This is a genomic window from Streptomyces collinus Tu 365 (genome assembly GCF_000444875.1).
Classification (GTDB): domain Bacteria; phylum Actinomycetota; class Actinomycetes; order Streptomycetales; family Streptomycetaceae; genus Streptomyces; species Streptomyces collinus_A.
Genome location: NC_021985.1, coordinates 2,300,893 through 2,316,514, shown reverse-complemented (window position 1 = coordinate 2,316,514; position 15,622 = coordinate 2,300,893). Strand labels below are relative to the sequence as shown.

Here is a 15,622-nt window from a genome sequence, read left to right as displayed (position 1 = left end):
CGCGGCCGGGGTACCCGGATGTTCCGTACGGAGAGGAGGCGGACACCGTGACCGTGACCCAGCACGCACGGCCCGCGGCCGACGGGCGCCCCTCCACGGGCGAACTCGTCGGCCGGGCCACCGAACAGCTCTCGCTGCTCCTGCGGCAGGAAGTCGCCCTCGCCAAGGAGGAGCTGACCGAGAAGGGACGCCGGGCCGGGCGCGGCGGCGGACTGCTGGGCGCCTCGGGCGCCGTCGGCTACGTCGGCCTGATCGTGCTGGCCGGCGCCGCCACCGCCGCACTCTCCCTGGCCCTGCCCGTGTGGGCGGCGGCGCTGATCGTCGCCGCCGTGTACTTCGCGGTGGCCGGTGTGCTGGCCGTGGCGGGGCGCGCCGAGTTGCGCCGCGCCGCCCCGCCGACCCCGGAGGAGACGCTCGGCAGCGTCAGGGCGGACGTCGACGAGATCAGGGAAAGGGCACATCGATGACGCACAGGATCCCGCACGGCTCGGGCGCCAAGGGCCCCGACGAGCTGCGGCGCCAGATCGAGCACACCAGGAGCCAGCTCGGCGACACCGTCGCGCAGCTCATGGACAAGGCCGACGTGAAGGGCCGGGCCCGCGCCCGGGCCGCCGACCTGCGCGACAAGGCCGGCGCCATGACCGTGCAGCTCCGGGTGAGCGCCCGGCACGCGGGCCACGCCGTCCAGGACCGGGCGGCGCACGCCGGGCACCTGGTCCAGGACCGGGCGGCGCACGCCGGGCACGTCCTGCAGGACCAGGCCGCGCACGCCGGGCACGCGGTGCAGGACCGGGCCGCCCGCGCGGGCCGCTCCGGCCCGGACGGCCTCCCGCAGCAGTTCCGCGCGGCGCTGCGCTCGGGCAAGCGGCACCCCGGCGCGCTCGCGGCCGTGGGCGTGCTGGGTGCCGCCGCCGTCGCGGCGGGCTTCGCCTGGCGCAGGCAGCGGCAACGCTGACGCCACCACCGATGCCGTCGGCGGGTCAGTGCCGAAGCCGTCGGCGGGTCGCTGCCGGGGCCGTCACCGACGCCACCGCTGACCGCGCCCGGCCGCGGCACGAGCCCCCGGGGCACGTCGGTCCCCGGTGCCGGCCCGCGGTGCCAAGGCGCCGGTCCACCCCGGCCTGGGCCCCCGCCACTCCGCCCACTCCGCCCCCTCCTCCACCCTCCCACCGAAAACGAAGTCTGCTTGGACAGATTTAGTTTTCGGTGGGAGGGTGGACGCATGCTGGACGTCACCGTGATCGAGGACCCCGAGGCGGCGGCCGTATCGCTCGACCCGATACGGGCCCGGCTGCTCGCCGAACTGGCCGCGGAACCCGCCTCCGCCGCGATGCTGGCCGGCCGGGTCGGCCTGCCCCGGCAGAAGGTCAACTACCACCTCAAGGCGCTGGAGCGGCACGGCCTGGTCGAACTGGCCGGGGAGCGCCGCAAGGGCAACGTCACCGAGCGGCTCATGCGCGCGACCGCCGCGTCGTACGTCATCTCGCCGGCCGCCCTGCCCGCCGTGCAGCCGGACCCGGACCGCTTCCGCGACCAGCTCTCCGCGCGCTGGCTGCTCGCCCTCGGCGCCCGCCTGGTACGGGACGTCGGCACCCTGATCACCGGTGCCGCCCGGGCCCGCAGGCCGCTGGCCACCTACGCCCTGGACGGCCAGGTCCGCTTCGCGTCCGCCGCCGACCGCGCGGCCTTCGTGCAGGAGCTGACCGCCGGTGTGAGCGCCCTCGTCCGCAAGTACGACGCCCCCGACGCCGAGGGCGGCCGCGACCACCGGATCGTGATCGCGCTGCACCCCGTGGTCAAGGACCAGCCGTCCGTCGAGAGCTGAGCAGGAGCTTCGCCATGCCCCAGGAATTCGAGATCGTCCGCGAGTTCGAGGTCGACGTCCCGCCGGAGAAGGTGTGGGACGCCGTCACCACCGGCAGCGGTGGCTACCTGTGGCCGATGGATCCGCCCGAGCCCCGGGAGGGCGGCAGGGGACCCTTCGGGTCCACCGTCACCGCCTGGGACCCGCCCCACCGCTACACCAGCCGCAGCGAGGACGTCGGCTCCCCGACCCAGTCGCTCAACCAGCTCGACTACACGATCGAGTCCCGCGACGAGGGCCGCCGCGCCTGGGTGCGCTACGTGCACAGCGGCATCTTCACCGACGACTGGAACAACCAGTACGACGGCGCGAGCAAGCACACCAACTTCTATCTGCACACCCTGTGCGAGTACCTGACGCACTTCGCGCCCCGCCCGGTCGCCTTCGCCCAGCTGAACGGGCCCGCCGCCTCCGCGACACCGCGGGCGCTGGCCGCCGCGGCCCGTGCGCTCGGCCTGCCGGACGACGCGGCCGCGGGCACGAAGGCCACCGTCCGGGGGCCCGGCGGGCGGACCCTGGACGCCGTGCTCGACTACCGCAACCCGTACTTCATCGGACTGCGCACCGACCATGCCCTCGTCCGGTTCTTCGGGCGCGGCCACTGGGGCGCGCCGCTCGGCATCAGCGTCCACGACTTCGCGCCGGACGCCGACGCCGACGCGAACGGGGCCGCCTGGCAGGACTGGCTGAACGACGTGTTCGGCCGGCCCTGAGCCCGGCGGCCCCGGTCGGCGCCGACTGCGGACCTACAGCCCTGCGGACCTACAGCCCTGCGGACCTACAGCCCTGCGGAGCTGCAGACCTACGGGCGGAACCGCAGCACCTGCGGGTCGTGGTCGCTGATCTGGTCGTTGAACTCCGAGTTGATGTGCACGCTGTCGTACTCGAAGTCGCAGCCGCGGCGGATCGACGGGCTGATCAGGATCTGGTCGAGGACCTGCTCGTTGCCCTGGTAGTCGTAGGTGTAACGCTCGCTCCGGGGCAGCGACTTGATCGCCGACCACAGCTCGCCGTCACCCTCCATGATCTTCGCGGTCTCGGAGAACTCGAAGTCGTTCATGTCGCCGAGCGCGATCACGTTCGCGTTCTTCTGCACGGACAGGATGTCCTTGACGAACGCGTTCACCTCGGTCGCCTGCGCGTGGCGCTGGACCTCAGAGCTGCGCGTCGGCGGCTGGTACTGCGAGGTCAGACCCTGGTCGCCACCCTTGGAGTTGAGGTGGTTGCCGATCACGAACACGGTCTTGCCGTGGAAGGTGAACTCGCCGGCCAGCGGCTTGCGGCTGTTGGTCCAGGCCGCGTTCGTCGGGTCGATGCGGCCCGGGGAGGCCGTGAGCTCCGCCTTGCCGTGCACCTTGGTGACGCCGACCGCGGTGGTGGAGTCGCCGCCCGCGCGGTCCACGAAGGACACCCGCTCCGGGTTGAACAGGAAGACCTGGCGGATGTTGCCGCCCGGCTCGCCGCCGTCCTGGTCGTTGACCGGGTTGATCGACCGCCAGTCGTACTTCGGGCCGCCCGCCGCGACGATCGCGTCGATCAGCTTGTTCACGGTCGCGCTCGCGTCGACGGTGCCGTCGTCCGTGGCGCCGTTGTCGTCCTGGATCTCCTCCAGGGACACGATGTCGGGCGACTGAAGGTTGTTCACGATCGCGGCGGCGTGCTTGTCGAACGTGGCGTCCGACGGGTCGAGGTTCTCGACGTTGTAGGTGGCCACCGCCAGCTCGCGGGCGGACTGCTTGGCCGTGGTCTCGCGCTCCAGGCCGCCGCTCGTGAGCGTGCCGAGCTTGCTCGCGACCAGGGTGTAGCCGCCGAACTGGTTGTAGTCCAGCGGGCCGGTGGTGGTGCCCTCCAGGGTGTCGCCGACGTTCGCCTTCGGGAAGGCGGCGGTCGAGCCCAGCGACTGGATCTGCAGCCGGCCGGTGTTCTGCGACTCGTAGGATCCGTAGACCGTGCCGCCGCGATGGTTGCGGTGCTCCCGCGGCTTCACCGTGACCCACAGCTCGCTGTACGGGTCGGTGCGGGTCACCACGCGGGTGTCGGCGACCTGGACGTTCATGCCCTCCAGGGACTCGTAGTAGTCCAGGGCGTACGCCGACGGGTCCAGGGTCAGGCCGTTGACGGAGCCGGCCGCGGCGGTGTCGCCGGCCGGGGTGTAGGCGTCCGGGACCGACTCCGCGTCGATCACGGTGGGCGCCGGGACGGCGTTGCCGGTGGAGACGGTGGTGACCGTCGGCTTGGTCACCTCCGTCACCGACTGGTTGCCGGAGGAGGCGCCGCCCGGGACGAACTCGGAGACCGTGCCGGTCACCGTGACGGAGTCGCCGACCGCGACCTTGGGCGTGGAGCTGGTGAAGACGAACACGCCTTCGCTGGTGGCCGGGTCGTCGTCCGGGGTCGGGTCCTGCATCCAGAAGCCCTTGGACGAGCCGTAGGTGCGCGTGGCCGTCACGATGCCGGGCACGTCGGCGACCTTCTGGCCGGCCAGCGGGGATATACGGGTGGTGCCCTGGATGTCGTGGATGCGCACCGAGTCGGCGTGCGCGGGCGACGTGAGGACGACGGCCGACGCGGCGGAACAGACGGCGGCGACGGTGAGCGCGGCGAGGCGCGCGGTGGACCTGCTCGGCAAGGGATCCCTCCGGGGACGTGCGTGAGCGCCGGGACGAGGGTGGAACGGGAGCGTGTCGGGCTCGTGGCCCTCCGTGACACGCATAGAGCCGAGTGAACAGTTGTCCCCCCAACTTCTACGCGCGTCAATCTCCCGCCAGGCGCCCGGAGTTGTCAAGGTTTCGGCCATGTACGGCGACCGGCGGGGAGATGAACCGGGCGGCATGGGTGGAAATCCGTCTAGGCTGAGCGGCTGAGTGATTTCACGGCCCGAGGAGAACCAGCCGATGTCAGACAGCTCCCCCCTGCCGCCCGTACGGCTGCACCCCGAAGCGGAGCTGGCGCGCGCCGCGCTGTCCACGCCGTTGCTCTCCCGCGCCGTCCGCCTCGCCCGCTGGGCCGGTCCCGCGACCCGGGTGGACGCCGGCGGCGGCCTGGTCGAGGAACAACTGCCTGACGCCGCCGGGACCCTCGGCCTGAGCGGGGACGACGCCGCCGCGTACGCCGCCGAGGCGTGGCGGGTGGCGGTGGACGCCGGGCTGGTCGAGATCACCGACGAGGAGGCCGGGACGGTGACGGCCGGGGAGGAACTCGCGCTGCTCACCGGCGGCTCCCCGCACGACGTGCTCACCGTCTGGCTCAGCGCCCTGGAGACCGTGGTCGCGGACGCGAGCGTGCCGGACCTGGACGGCCTCATGGACGCGATGGACGAGGGCGGCGAGATCGATTTCACGTCACTCGACTGGGACCCGGAGGCCGAGGCGGAGTTCCTCGACGGCGTCCTCGGCAACCTCTACCTGCTGACGGTCAGTGAGGACGGTCCCGGCCAGGCCCCCGTGCCGCTGCCCGCCCTCGCCGCCTCGATGATCGTCCCCAGCGACATGGGCGAACCCACCAACGACGTGCTGGAACAGGTCTCCGACGCGATGATGCGCCTCGACGACCAGTTCCGGACACTGGAGCCGATCGGCCTCGTCGAGTACCGGCCGGTGGACGAGGACCTCATGGCCGACGCCGACGAGGAGCCCGCCGCGCCGGTCGACGACACCGACGTCTCCCGCTACGGCCTGGTCCGGCTCACCCCGCTCGGCGCGTACGGGCTGCGGGTACGGCTGCTGGAGGCCGGCCTCGACGCCCCCGCGGTCGGCGAACTCGCCGAGAAGGGCGCCGACGCCCTGCTCGACGGCACCGCCCGGTTCGGGCAGTCCGCCGCCCAGGCCGAGACGGAGCAGTGGCTCGGCCGGCGTGAACCGCTCGCCGCGGCCAGGGACCTGCTCGCGGCGGCACGCGGCGCGGACGCCGGCGCCCCCTTGCGCAGGCTGCGCTGCCAGCAGGCGCTGTCCCTGGTCGGGACGGAGGCCGAACCGGCCCTGCGGGAGGTGCTGGACGACCCGGAGCTCGGCGGACTCGCCCGGGTGTGGCTGAGCGAGCGCGGCGCCTCCGGCGTGCCGGCGCCCTCCCAGGACCTGGTCTTCTGGCTGACCGTCGACACGGTGGCCGCCCAACTGGCCGCCGAGGGCAACTCCGACGAACTCCAGGCACTGGTGGAGGGGCTCGCCGAGCAGCACAGCGGGTTCTTCGCGGCCGCCTGGCGGGTGGACCACCCCGCCACCGCGGACGTCCTGGAGGCGATGGGCCGGCTGCACCCGGACAAGAAGGTGGCGAAGGAGGCGCGGAAGGCCGCGTTCAAGGCGCGGTCCCAGCAGGGCGGCTGAGCGACCGCCCGCACCCGGCCGCCCGCACCCGGCCGCCCGCACCCGGGCGAACATGGCCGGTGCCCGCCGTTGGCCGGAGGGCGTGCCTACGGGTTCATGGAACCGGGGCCCCGGAAGCAGTACGGCGTTCAACTCCCGTTCAGCAAGCGGCGGGAGCGTGTGCGCCGAACCGAGGCCCGCCACCCGCCACGGCACGTGCCCACCGTCACAGGGAGACACCATGTCGCTCACTCGCAGGGACTTCGCCAGGACATCCGCGGTCACCGGTGCCGGGATCGCGCTGGCGGGCAGCGTCGGGGCCCTCGCCACCGCGCCCAACGCCCTCGCCGCCACCGAGATCGACAGCGCGGAGGGCGAACAGGGGCACGGACACCACGGCCCCGGCTACGGCCCCCTGGTCCCGGACCCGGCCGGCATCCTCGCCCTGCCCGAGGGCTTCCGGTACCGGATCATCACCTACAGCGGCCGGACGAAGCTGGAGTCGGGCGAGTTCACCCCCTCCAACCACGACGGCACCTCCACCTTCGACGGCCCCCGGGGCGCCACCCTCCTCGTCAACAACCACGAGCTGAAGGGCCCCCGCGCCGGCTGGCAGCACCCGGTGCCGCTCACCGAGGGCCTCGTCTACGATCCTGCCGCCGCCGGTGGCTGCACGGTCGTCGAGGTCCGCCGCGACCAGGTCGCCGAGTGGGTCGGCGTCGCCGGCACCTCCACCAACTGCGCGGGCGGCAACACCCCGTGGGGCACCTGGCTGACCTGCGAGGAGACCGAGGACAAGGCCGGCCAGAACGGCATGACCAAGGACCACGGCTACGTCTTCGAGGTCGACCCCGAGGACCGCCGGGCCAACCGCGACCCCAAGCCGGTCAAGGCGCTCGGCCGCTACGCCCACGAGGCCGTCGTCGTCGACCCCAAGCGCGGGCACCTCTACCTCACCGAGGACGCCTCGGGCCCCAACGGCCTCCTCTACCGCTGGACCCCGCCGCAGGGATTCCGCCACGGCCGCGGCAGGCTGCGCACCCTCGCCGACGACGCCGGCGCGCTCCAGGCGTTCAAGTGCTTCGACTCCGGCGGCAGGTTCGTCGACGACCTCTCGCGGGCGACCCGCATCGGCACCGTGTACGGGGTCGACTGGGTGGACGTCCCCGACCGTGACGCCCGGACCACGTCCGTGCGCAAGCAGTTCACCGACGGCCAGGTCACCCGCGCCCGCAAGCTGGAGGGCATGTGGTGGGGCGACGGCGGCGCCTACGTCGTCTCCTCCTACGCCCGCGCGGAGAGTCCTGTCCAGCACGACGGCCAGGTCTGGTTCTACGACCCCAAGCGCCGCACCCTGACCCTCAAGGTGCTCCTCGGCGTCAACCCCGACCCCGCGGCGGACGGCGCCTTCGACGGCCCCGACAACATCACCGTCTCCCCGTACGGCGGCCTTGTCATCGCCGAGGACGGCGAGGGCGTCCAGCACCTCTTCGGCGCCACCGAGAGCGGCCGCACCTACCCGATCGCCCGCAACGAACTGAACATCGGCACCGCGCAGGAACCGGAGTACAGCGAGTTCACCGGCGTCACCTTCTCGCCCGACGGCCGCACCCTGTTCGCCAACATCCAGGAACCGGGCATCATGCTCGCCGTCACCGGCCCCTGGAAGCGGCAGAAGCGCGGCTGACCTCTCCGGGTGTGGCGCGCTGCCGGAGCGGGCCGCACCCCTGTCCGGCGGGTGGCGGGCCATGATGGAGGGGTGTCCCGTCCGCCGCCCGGCCGCCTGGAGTCGGCACCCACGCCCCGGACCGCCGTGGCGTGGCTGCCCCCGGCCGCGCTGTGGCCCGCCGTCCAGGACGTCCGGGCCGAGCACGACCCGCAGATCCGCCGCTGGCCGCCCCATGTGAACCTCGTCTTCGGCTTCGTACCGGAGGAGGACTTCCCGGCGGCGCTCCCGCTGCTGGCCGACGCCGCGGCGCGGTGCGCGCCCTTCGACGCCCGGCTCGCCGGGGTCCGCTCGTTCGGCCACCGCTCCTTCTCCACCGTGTGGCTCGACCCAGCGGCGGCCGGCGTCGCGCCCTGGACGGAACTGCGGCGCGTGCTCGCCGAGCCGTTCCCCGCCTGCGTGGACCGCTTCCCCCGGTTCACCCCGCACCTCTCGCTCGGGCGGACCCGGGCCCCGCGGGACCTCGCGGCCGAGTGCGCCGCCCGGCTCGGGGCGGCCCGGGCCCGGGTGTCCGAGGTCGTGCTGCTGTCCCGCCGCGGTGACGGGCCCATGCGGGTACGCGCCACCGTCGCCCTGGGCACCGGCGCGGTGCACCGCCACCGGGAGGAGGACCCGGGCAGCGGCGGGTACGGGTACGGACCGCCGGCGCACCGGCCGGCGGGACCGGGGGCCGATACGATTCCCGCGAGACCCCCGGTGCGCGAGGAGTAGCTGGATGCCGCAGGGCAGGCCCATGCGCGCGGACGCCCGGCGCAACTACGAACGGCTGCTGACGGTGGCGGCCGAGGCCTTCGCCGAGCACGGGGAGAACGCGTCCCTCGACGACATCGCCAAGCGCGCCGGGGTCGGCGCCGGCACCCTCTACCGCCACTTCCCGACCCGGCAGGACCTGCTGGAGGCCGCGTACGTGGACCGGATGCAGGCCATGGCGGACCGGGCCGGGGAGTTCGCCGCACGGCTGCCGCCGGGCGAGGCGCTGACGGAGTGGCTGCACGAGGTGTGCGTCGGCACGATCCAGGTGCGCGGCATGAAGGCGCTGCTGGGCTCGGCCGTCTCCGACGGCGGCTCCGCCGCGGACACGGTCTGCGGCACCCGGCTGAAGGACGCGGCGCGGCGGCTGGTGGAGGCTGCGCAGCGCGACGGCAGCCTGCGCCCGGACATCGAGCCGATCGAGGTCCTGCGCCTGGCGCACGGCGTGGCCTCGGCGTCGGAGCTGGCCGGCGGGCGGGGACATGAGATCCGCCGCTACCTGACCCTGCTGACCGAGGGACTGCGCCCGGCCGCCGGAGCGTGAGCAGCCGGGCGCGCCCCCGCGGGAACGGGGGCGCCGCCGGCCGCCGGACGCACGCCTAGAGGGCCCGCGCTCCGGGATCGACCATGTTCCGCACGGTGCGGGCCTTCACGAACTCGCCCAGCGCCGTCATGTCCCACTCGCCGGAGAACTGCCGGACGAGCTTGGCCATCATCACGCCCGTCTGCGGCTCGGCGTTGGTGAGGTCGAAGCGGACCAGCTCCTCTCCGGTGTCCGCGTCCAGCAGCCGGCAGTACGCCTTGGCGACCTCGGTGAACTTCTGCCCGGAGAAGGAGTTCACGGTGAAGACCAGACCGGTCACCTCCTGGGGGATCCGCCCCAGGTCCACCATGATCATCTCGTCGTCGCCGCCGCCCTCGCCGGTGAGGTTGTCACCGGAGTGCTTGATCGCGCCGTTCAGGATCGTCAGCTTGCCGAAGTAGCAGCTGTCGACCGGGTTGCGCTGCGGGCCGTAGGCGATGACCGAGGCGTCCAGGTCGATGTCCCTGCCCCGGTGGGCGGGCTCCCAGCCGAGGCCCATCTGCACCACGGACAGCAGCGGGCGGCCGCCCTTGACCAGGGACACCGTCTGGTTCTTCTGGAGGCTGACCCGCCCCTTGTCCAGGTTGACCTTCCCGGCGCCCGGCACCGGGGCGGGGGGAGCGGCGGGAACCGGCGGCGCGGCCGGAACGGCGGGCGCCTGCGCGGCGGGCGCGGGCGGGGCGGCCGGCTGCCGCGGCGCGGCCGCGGGGGCGGCGGGCTCCTCCACCGAGACACCGAAGTCGGTCGCGATGCCCGCGAGGCCGTTCGCGTACCCCTGGCCGACGGCCCGGGCCTTCCAGGCGCCGCCCCTGCGGTAGATCTCCACGACCACCAGCGCCGTCTCGGTGCCGAGCTGCGGCGGGGTGAAGGTGGCCAGGACCGAACCGCCGTCGGCGTCCCGGACCGTGGCGGTCGGCTCGATGCCCTGGAAGGTCTGGCCGGCCGCGTCCGGGCTGGCCGTGACCACGATCTTCTCGATCTCCGGCGGCACGGCGGCGGTGTCCACCGTGATCGCGTCGGGCGCCGAGCCGCCGCCGGACGTGTACGTCACGCCCGGTCCGGCCGGCTGGTTGTAGAAGATGAAGTCGTCGTCGGAGCGCACCTTGCCGTCGGCGGTGAGCAGCAGGCCCGACACGTCGAGCCGCACCGGGGCGGCGACGTCCACCGTCACGCGTGCGGCCGGCAGAGGGATGTTCGAGCCAGGGGTCATAGCTGTCATGCCGGGTGAACGAACGACACCGCTTTACCGTTCCCTTACCGACACCCCGGCGGCCCCGCGTCCCCCGATCGGCTCAGGGCACCACCACGATCTTGCGGCCCACCCCGGCGGCGAACTGCTCCAGCGCCTCGGGGTAGCGCTCCAGCGGGATCCGGTCGCTGATGAACACCTCGGGGTCCAGCACCCCGCCGGCGAACAGTTCGGCCGCCCGCTCGAAGCTGTGCAGCACCGCCATGGAGCCGGTGATGGTGATCTCCTGGTTGTAGATCCGGTACGGGTCGATCGTGACCCGGGTCGCGTAGTCGGCCACCCCGAACTGCAGGAACGTGCCCGCCTTGGCCACCCGGCCCAGGCCGTCCTGGATCGCCGCCGCGTTGCCGGTCGCGTCCACGACCACGTCCCAGCCCTGCGGCCGGTCCAGGTCGTCGGCGCCGGCCGCCGCGCCCGAGACACCGAGCCGGCGGGCCGTCTCCAGCCGATCCGGGTTGACGTCCACCACGTCCACACTGGCCGCACCGGTGCGCTTGGCCAGTTCGAGCATCATCAGGCCCATGGTCCCGGACCCGTAGACCAGCACGTGCGCGCCGAGGCGTGCGCGCAGCACGTCGTAGCCGCGCACCGCGCAGGACAGCGGCTCGACCAGGGCCGCGTCCTCGGTGCGCACGTGCTCGGGCAGCTTCACGCAGTTGGCGACCGGGGCGACGGCGTACCGGGCCGCGCCGCCCGCCGTGGTCACGCCGATCGCGGCCCAGCGCTCGCACAGGTTGTTGTGGCCGGTACGGCAGTAGCGGCACTCGTGGCAGTACAGGGAGGGGTCCACCGCCACCCGGTCGCCGACCGCGGCCTCGGTGACCTGGGTGCCGACCCCGACCACCGTGCCCGCAAACTCGTGGCCGGGCACGATCGGCAGCTCGGGCGCGAACTCGCCCTGGAGGATGTGCAGGTCGGTGCCGCACAGACCGCAGGCGGCGACCTCGACGACGACCTCGCGGGGCCCGGGCGTGGGGTCCGGGACCTCGGTGACGACGGCACGGCCCACGGACTCGATGACGGCGGCCTTCATTTCACGGCTCCCAACGACAGGCCCTGGACCAGCTTGTCCTGGGCGGCGAACCCCGCGGCGAGCACCGGCAGGGAGACGACGAGCGACGCGGCGCACACCTTGGCCAGGAACAGGCCCTGGCTGGTGATGAAGCCGGTCAGGAAGACGGGGGCGGTCCCGGCGACCACACCCGTCAGGACCCGGGCGAACAGCAGCTCGTTCCAGCTGAAGATGAAGCAGATCAGGGCGGTGGCGGCGATGCCGGGCAGGGCGATCGGGGCCACCACGCGCGCGAGGATCACCGGCAGGGACGCGCCGTCCACCCGGGCCGCCTCGATGACCGCCACCGGCACCTCGGCCAGGAAGGACTGCATCATCCACACCGCGATCGGCAGGTTCATGGAGGTGTAGAGGACGACCAGCAGCCAGATGTTGTCGAGCATCCCGGCGTTCTTGGCGAACAGGTAGATCGGCAGCAGGCCCGCCACGGCCGGCAGCATCTTCGTGGACAGGAAGAAGAACAGCACGTTCGTCCACTTGCGCACGGGCCGGACCGACAGCGCGTACGCCGCCGGCAGGGCGAGCAGCAGCACGCACACCGTGGACGCCACGGACGCGACCGTGGAGTTGATCAGCGCGGGCCACGGGCTCGCGCCGCCGCCGGTGCCGAAGAACTCGCGGTAGCCGTCCAGGGTGAGGGAGGCGGTGAAGGACGGCGGGTTGGTCGCCGCGTCCGCCTCGGAGTGGAAGGACGTCAGGGCCATCCACGCGACGGGCAGGAAGAAGACGACGCCGGCCAGCCAGGCCACCAGGCCGAGACCGGACCCCCGGCGCGCCCTGCGCCGTACGGCCGTTGCGCTCATGCGCGGGACACCTCCTCGCGGAACAGGGACGACACCACGCGCAGGGCGAAGGTCGCGATGACGATGGAACCGATGACCACCAGGACGCCGGCGGCCGAGGCGAGGCCGTTCTCGTGGGCCTGGTAGAAGCTCTGGTAGACGGTGTAGGGCAGGTTCGCCGTGCCCAGGCCGCCGGATGTGAGGGTGAAGACCGCGTCGAAGTTCTGCACGATGTAGACCGACCCCAGCAGGGCGCCGAGTTCCAGGTAGCGGCGCAGGTGGGGGAGGGTCAGATGGCGGAAGATCTGCCAGTCGCTCGCGCCGTCGACCCGCGCGGCCTCGATCTGCTGCTGGTCCCGGCTCTGCAGCCCGGCGAGCAGGATCAGCATCATGAACGGCGTCCACTGCCACACCAGCGAGGCCTCGACCGCGAGCAGCGGGGTGTTCGAGATCCAGTCGGGCTGTGGGCCGCCCACATAGTGCAGCAACCCGTTGAGCAGGCCGTATTCGGGGTTGTACAGCACATGCTTCCAGAGCAGGGCGGCGGCCACCGGCACCACCAGGAAGGGCGCGATCAGCAGGGTGCGGACGATGCCCCGGCCGCGGAACCTGCGGTCCAGCAGCAGGGCCAGGACGAGGCCCAGGACCAGGCTGGCCAGCACCACCGCCACCGTGAGCAGCACGGTCGTCCACACCGAGTGGCGCAGGTCCGCGTCGGTCAGCACCTGGCGGTAGTTGGCGAGGCCGGTGAACCGGCGGGCCTTGGGATAGAGGGCGTTCCAGTCGAAGAAGGAGATCACCAGCGTGGCCACGAACGGCAGCTGGGTCACCACGATCATGAAGACCAGGGCCGGCAGCAGCGGGGCCCGGGTGACCCAGGCGCGCAGCCGGGCGGGGGGCTGTTTCGCCGCGCGTACGGCGGTGGTCGCGAGGGGAGCCGTCGTCGCTGTCATCGTCCCTCGTACTCCTTGGAGATCTTCTCGGCGAGCTGCTGGGACCTGCGCAGGGCCGCGTCCGTGGACTGGCGCCCGGCGATGGCCGCGCTGATCTCCTGGGAGACCTTGGTGCCGAGGTCGGTGAACTCGGGGATGCCGACGAACTGGATGCCGGGCGCGGGGCGCGGCTGCACGCCGGGGTCGTCCGGGCGGGCGCTCTCGATCGCCCGCCGGGTCATCTCCTGGAAGGCGGCGGCGGATGTGCGGTAGTCGGCGTTCGTGTAGGTCGAGGCCCGTTTGCCCGCCGGGACGTTCGGCCAGCCGCTGGTCTCGCCGACCAGTCGCTCGTAGCCCTTGCCGGACGCCCAGGAGACGAACTTCCACGCCTTGTCGGGGTTGTGGGAGGCCTTCTGGATGCCCCAGGCCCAGGTGTAGAGCCAGCCGGAGGACGGGGTCCGCTCCACGGGGGCGGGGGCGTAGCCGAGCTTGCCCCGCACCGGCGACTTGTCCGCCTCCAGCAGGCCCGCCGCCGAGGTGGCGTCGTACCACATGGCGACCTTGCCCTGGGTCATGTCGTTGAGGCACTCGGCGAACCCGGACTGGGCCGCGCCCGACTCGCCGTGCTCGCGGACCAGGCCGACGTAGAACTTCGTCGCCTTCACGAACTCGGGGGAGTCCAGGCGGGCCTTCCAGTTCTTGTCGAACCAGGTCCCGCCGAAGGTGTTCACCACGGTGGTGAGCGGGGCCATGAGCTCGCCCCAGCCGGGCAGTCCGCGCAGGCAGACGCCCTTCATGCCGGGGCGCGCGCCGTCCGTCTTCGCGGCGAGGTCGGCCACCTGCCGCCAGGTCGGGCGGGCGGGCATCTTCAGGCCCTTCGCGGCGAAGACGTCCTTGCGGTACATCAGGAAGGACGACTCGCCGTAGAAGGGCTGCCCGTAGAGCCTGCCGTCGTCGCCGGTCAGCGAGCGGCGCATTGGCTTCAGCACGTCCTGCTCGTCGTAGCCGGGGTCCCGGCCGACGTAGGAGTCCATCTCGTGCAGCCAGCCGTTGCGGGCGTAGATCGGTATCTCGTAGTTGGACAGGGTGGCCACGTCGTACTGGCCGGCCTGGTTGGCGAAGTCCTGGCTGATCTTGTCGCGGACGTCGTTCTCGGGCAGGACCGTGAAGTTGACCTTGATGCCGGTCTCCCGGGTGAAGTGGGCGGCGGTCAGCTTCTGCAGCTCGGTCATCTGGGGGTTGTTGACCATCAGCACGTTGATGGAGTCGCCGCCGGAACCGGTCCCGCCGGCCCCGACCCAGCAGCCGGAGAGCAGCGGGGCGAGCAGCGTCCCAGCGGCGGCCGCGGCGAGCGTGGCTCGCGGCCTCCGTCGGCTCGGGGTGCGCATCGATCGCTCCTGGGAGTTGGAGGTGTGGGGAGGTGCAGTAGGGGGCTGAGGGTCCCGGGACATGGAGGTACCGGGACGGGACGGGTCGGGGTGTGACGGGTCGGGGTGTGACGGGGCGGAGGGTGCGGTGGTACGGAAGGGGCCCTCGCGAGCGGGCGCGAGTGGGCGGGCGGGCTGGGGCGGCGGTTCAGACCCGGATGACCTGCGGGCCCAGCAGGGAGTAGCGGTTGGCCTCGGCGGCCGGCAGCAGGGTGCTCGTCACGATCGCCTCCAGCGCGCCGACCTCGGCGAACCGGCAGAAGCTGACGGCCCCGAACTTGGTGTGCGTGCCCGCGAAGACGGTGCGCCGCGCGGACCGGATGGCCTGCGCCTTGACCTCGCTGACCGCGGGGTCCGGGGTGGTCAGGCCGTGTTCGCGGGAGATGCCGTTGGCACCGATGTAGGCGAGGTCGACCACGAAGCCGGCCAGCATCTTCGTCGTCCAGTGGTCGACGGTGGCCAGCGTGCCGGCCCGGACCCGCCCGCCGAGCAGCAGCACCTGGGTGTGCTCGGCCTCGGCGAGGGCGCCCGCGACCGGCAGGGACGCGGTGACCACGGTCAGCGGCCGGTCCGGCGGCAGCGCCTCGGCGATGAGCTGCGGGGTGAAGCCCTCGTCCACGAACACGGTCTCCGCGTCGCCCAGCAGCTCGGCGGCGGCGGCCGCGATCCTGCGTTTCTCGGGCACGTGACTGGTGGCGCGGAAGGCGAGCGTCGTCTCGAAACCCGCGCTCTCCACCGGGTAGGCGCCGCCGTGCGTACGCCGGACCAGGCCGTGGTCCTCCAGCGCCCGCAGGTCGCGCCGGATGGTCTCCTTGGCCACGCCCAGGACGGCGGCGAGCGCCGTGACGTCGACCGAACCGGTGGCGCGCGCGGCGCGCACGATCTCGCGCTGGCGCTCTTCCGCCGTACTGGCGCCCATGCCGTCACCCGCTTCTT

The 15,622-nt window shown here is 72.9% G+C and carries 15 protein-coding genes; 8 read left to right on the top strand and 7 right to left on the bottom strand.

All coding sequences use genetic code 11. From position 1 onward, the window contains the following. Positions 1-47: 47 nt before the first annotated feature. The 4 genes from B446_RS09855 (at position 48) to B446_RS09840 (ending at position 2,577) form a co-directional block, all read left to right on the top strand. Positions 48-467 (top strand): phage holin family protein, encoded by a 420-nt coding sequence (locus B446_RS09855; RefSeq protein ID WP_020939277.1) that lies wholly within the window; start codon positions 48-50, stop codon positions 465-467. After that, positions 464-955 (top strand): DUF3618 domain-containing protein, encoded by a 492-nt coding sequence (locus tag B446_RS09850; RefSeq protein ID WP_020939276.1) that lies wholly within the window; start codon positions 464-466, stop codon positions 953-955. Before B446_RS09855 ends, B446_RS09850 begins: the two co-directional genes overlap by 4 nt. A 267-nt stretch (positions 956-1,222) precedes the next feature. Then, complete coding sequence (locus tag B446_RS09845; RefSeq protein WP_020939275.1) at positions 1,223-1,825, top strand: ArsR/SmtB family transcription factor; 603 nt, start codon at positions 1,223-1,225, stop codon at positions 1,823-1,825. Positions 1,826-1,839: 14 nt separating this feature from the next. Beyond that, positions 1,840-2,577: an SRPBCC family protein gene (locus B446_RS09840; protein WP_020939274.1), complete on the top strand. Its 738-nt coding sequence runs from the start codon at positions 1,840-1,842 to the stop codon at positions 2,575-2,577. A gap of 89 nt (positions 2,578-2,666) precedes the next feature. Here the strand turns inward: B446_RS09840 and B446_RS09835 are convergent, their stop codons facing one another. Then, positions 2,667-4,493 carry an endonuclease/exonuclease/phosphatase family protein gene (locus B446_RS09835; protein WP_020939273.1) on the bottom strand — a complete coding sequence of 609 codons (1,827 nt, stop codon included), beginning with the start codon at positions 4,491-4,493 and terminating at the stop codon, positions 2,667-2,669. A 265-nt stretch (positions 4,494-4,758) separates the two neighbouring features. Here B446_RS09835 and B446_RS09830 point away from each other — a divergent pair, with 265 nt between their 5' ends. The 4 genes from B446_RS09830 to B446_RS09815 all read left to right on the top strand — a co-directional run bounded on the left by B446_RS09830 (position 4,759) and on the right by B446_RS09815 (position 9,185). After that, positions 4,759-6,186 (top strand): hypothetical protein, encoded by a 1,428-nt coding sequence (locus B446_RS09830; RefSeq protein WP_020939272.1) that lies wholly within the window; start codon positions 4,759-4,761, stop codon positions 6,184-6,186. Between the two features lie 220 nt (positions 6,187-6,406). Continuing rightward, entirely contained in the window at positions 6,407-7,852 is a 1,446-nt protein-coding gene (locus tag B446_RS09825; protein ID WP_020939271.1) for an alkaline phosphatase PhoX, read from the top strand. A 72-nt stretch (positions 7,853-7,924) separates the two neighbouring features. Further along, positions 7,925-8,602 (top strand): 2'-5' RNA ligase family protein, encoded by a 678-nt coding sequence (locus B446_RS09820; protein WP_020939270.1) that lies wholly within the window; start codon positions 7,925-7,927, stop codon positions 8,600-8,602. Positions 8,603-8,606: 4 nt separating this feature from the next. Further along, complete coding sequence (locus B446_RS09815) at positions 8,607-9,185, top strand: TetR/AcrR family transcriptional regulator (protein ID WP_020939269.1); 579 nt, start codon at positions 8,607-8,609, stop codon at positions 9,183-9,185. A gap of 55 nt (positions 9,186-9,240) precedes the next feature. Here B446_RS09815 and B446_RS09810 read toward each other — a convergent pair whose 3' ends face one another. From B446_RS09810 to B446_RS09785, 6 genes are all read right to left on the bottom strand, one after another. Next, positions 9,241-10,434: a TerD family protein gene (locus B446_RS09810; RefSeq protein ID WP_020939268.1), complete on the bottom strand. Its 1,194-nt coding sequence runs from the start codon at positions 10,432-10,434 to the stop codon at positions 9,241-9,243. Positions 10,435-10,516: 82 nt separating this feature from the next. Continuing rightward, entirely contained in the window at positions 10,517-11,506 is a 990-nt protein-coding gene (locus B446_RS09805; RefSeq protein WP_020939267.1) for a zinc-dependent alcohol dehydrogenase family protein, read from the bottom strand. After that, positions 11,503-12,348: a carbohydrate ABC transporter permease gene (locus B446_RS09800; RefSeq protein WP_020939266.1), complete on the bottom strand. Its 846-nt coding sequence runs from the start codon at positions 12,346-12,348 to the stop codon at positions 11,503-11,505. Before B446_RS09800 ends, B446_RS09805 begins: the two co-directional genes overlap by 4 nt. Next, positions 12,345-13,280: a carbohydrate ABC transporter permease gene (locus tag B446_RS09795; RefSeq protein WP_020939265.1), complete on the bottom strand. Its 936-nt coding sequence runs from the start codon at positions 13,278-13,280 to the stop codon at positions 12,345-12,347. The genes B446_RS09800 and B446_RS09795 overlap by 4 nt, the downstream gene beginning before the upstream one ends. Then, positions 13,277-14,647 carry an ABC transporter substrate-binding protein gene (locus B446_RS09790; protein WP_020939264.1) on the bottom strand — a complete coding sequence of 457 codons (1,371 nt, stop codon included), beginning with the start codon at positions 14,645-14,647 and terminating at the stop codon, positions 13,277-13,279. Before B446_RS09790 ends, B446_RS09795 begins: the two co-directional genes overlap by 4 nt. Positions 14,648-14,834: 187 nt before the next feature. Further along, positions 14,835-15,605, bottom strand: a complete 771-nt coding sequence (locus B446_RS09785) for a DeoR/GlpR family DNA-binding transcription regulator (RefSeq protein WP_020939263.1) — start codon at positions 15,603-15,605, stop codon at positions 14,835-14,837. Between the last annotated feature and the right edge of the window lie 17 nt (positions 15,606-15,622).

Coding starts and splice junctions, on each gene's coding strand:
- B446_RS09800 (WP_020939266.1), bottom strand. CDS start 12,348: ATGAGCGCAACGGCCGTACGGCGCAGGGCGCGCCGGGGGTCCGGTCTC.
- B446_RS09810 (WP_020939268.1), bottom strand. CDS start 10,434: ATGACCCCTGGCTCGAACATCCCTCTGCCGGCCGCACGCGTGACGGTG.
- B446_RS09790 (WP_020939264.1), bottom strand. CDS start 14,647: ATGCGCACCCCGAGCCGACGGAGGCCGCGAGCCACGCTCGCCGCGGCC.
- B446_RS09805 (WP_020939267.1), bottom strand. CDS start 11,506: ATGAAGGCCGCCGTCATCGAGTCCGTGGGCCGTGCCGTCGTCACCGAG.
- B446_RS09840 (WP_020939274.1), top strand. CDS start 1,840: ATGCCCCAGGAATTCGAGATCGTCCGCGAGTTCGAGGTCGACGTCCCG.
- B446_RS09850 (WP_020939276.1), top strand. CDS start 464: ATGACGCACAGGATCCCGCACGGCTCGGGCGCCAAGGGCCCCGACGAG.
- B446_RS09830 (WP_020939272.1), top strand. CDS start 4,759: ATGTCAGACAGCTCCCCCCTGCCGCCCGTACGGCTGCACCCCGAAGCG.
- B446_RS09785 (WP_020939263.1), bottom strand. CDS start 15,605: ATGGGCGCCAGTACGGCGGAAGAGCGCCAGCGCGAGATCGTGCGCGCC.
- B446_RS09815 (WP_020939269.1), top strand. CDS start 8,607: ATGCCGCAGGGCAGGCCCATGCGCGCGGACGCCCGGCGCAACTACGAA.
- B446_RS09825 (WP_020939271.1), top strand. CDS start 6,407: ATGTCGCTCACTCGCAGGGACTTCGCCAGGACATCCGCGGTCACCGGT.
- B446_RS09845 (WP_020939275.1), top strand. CDS start 1,223: ATGCTGGACGTCACCGTGATCGAGGACCCCGAGGCGGCGGCCGTATCG.
- B446_RS09795 (WP_020939265.1), bottom strand. CDS start 13,280: ATGACAGCGACGACGGCTCCCCTCGCGACCACCGCCGTACGCGCGGCG.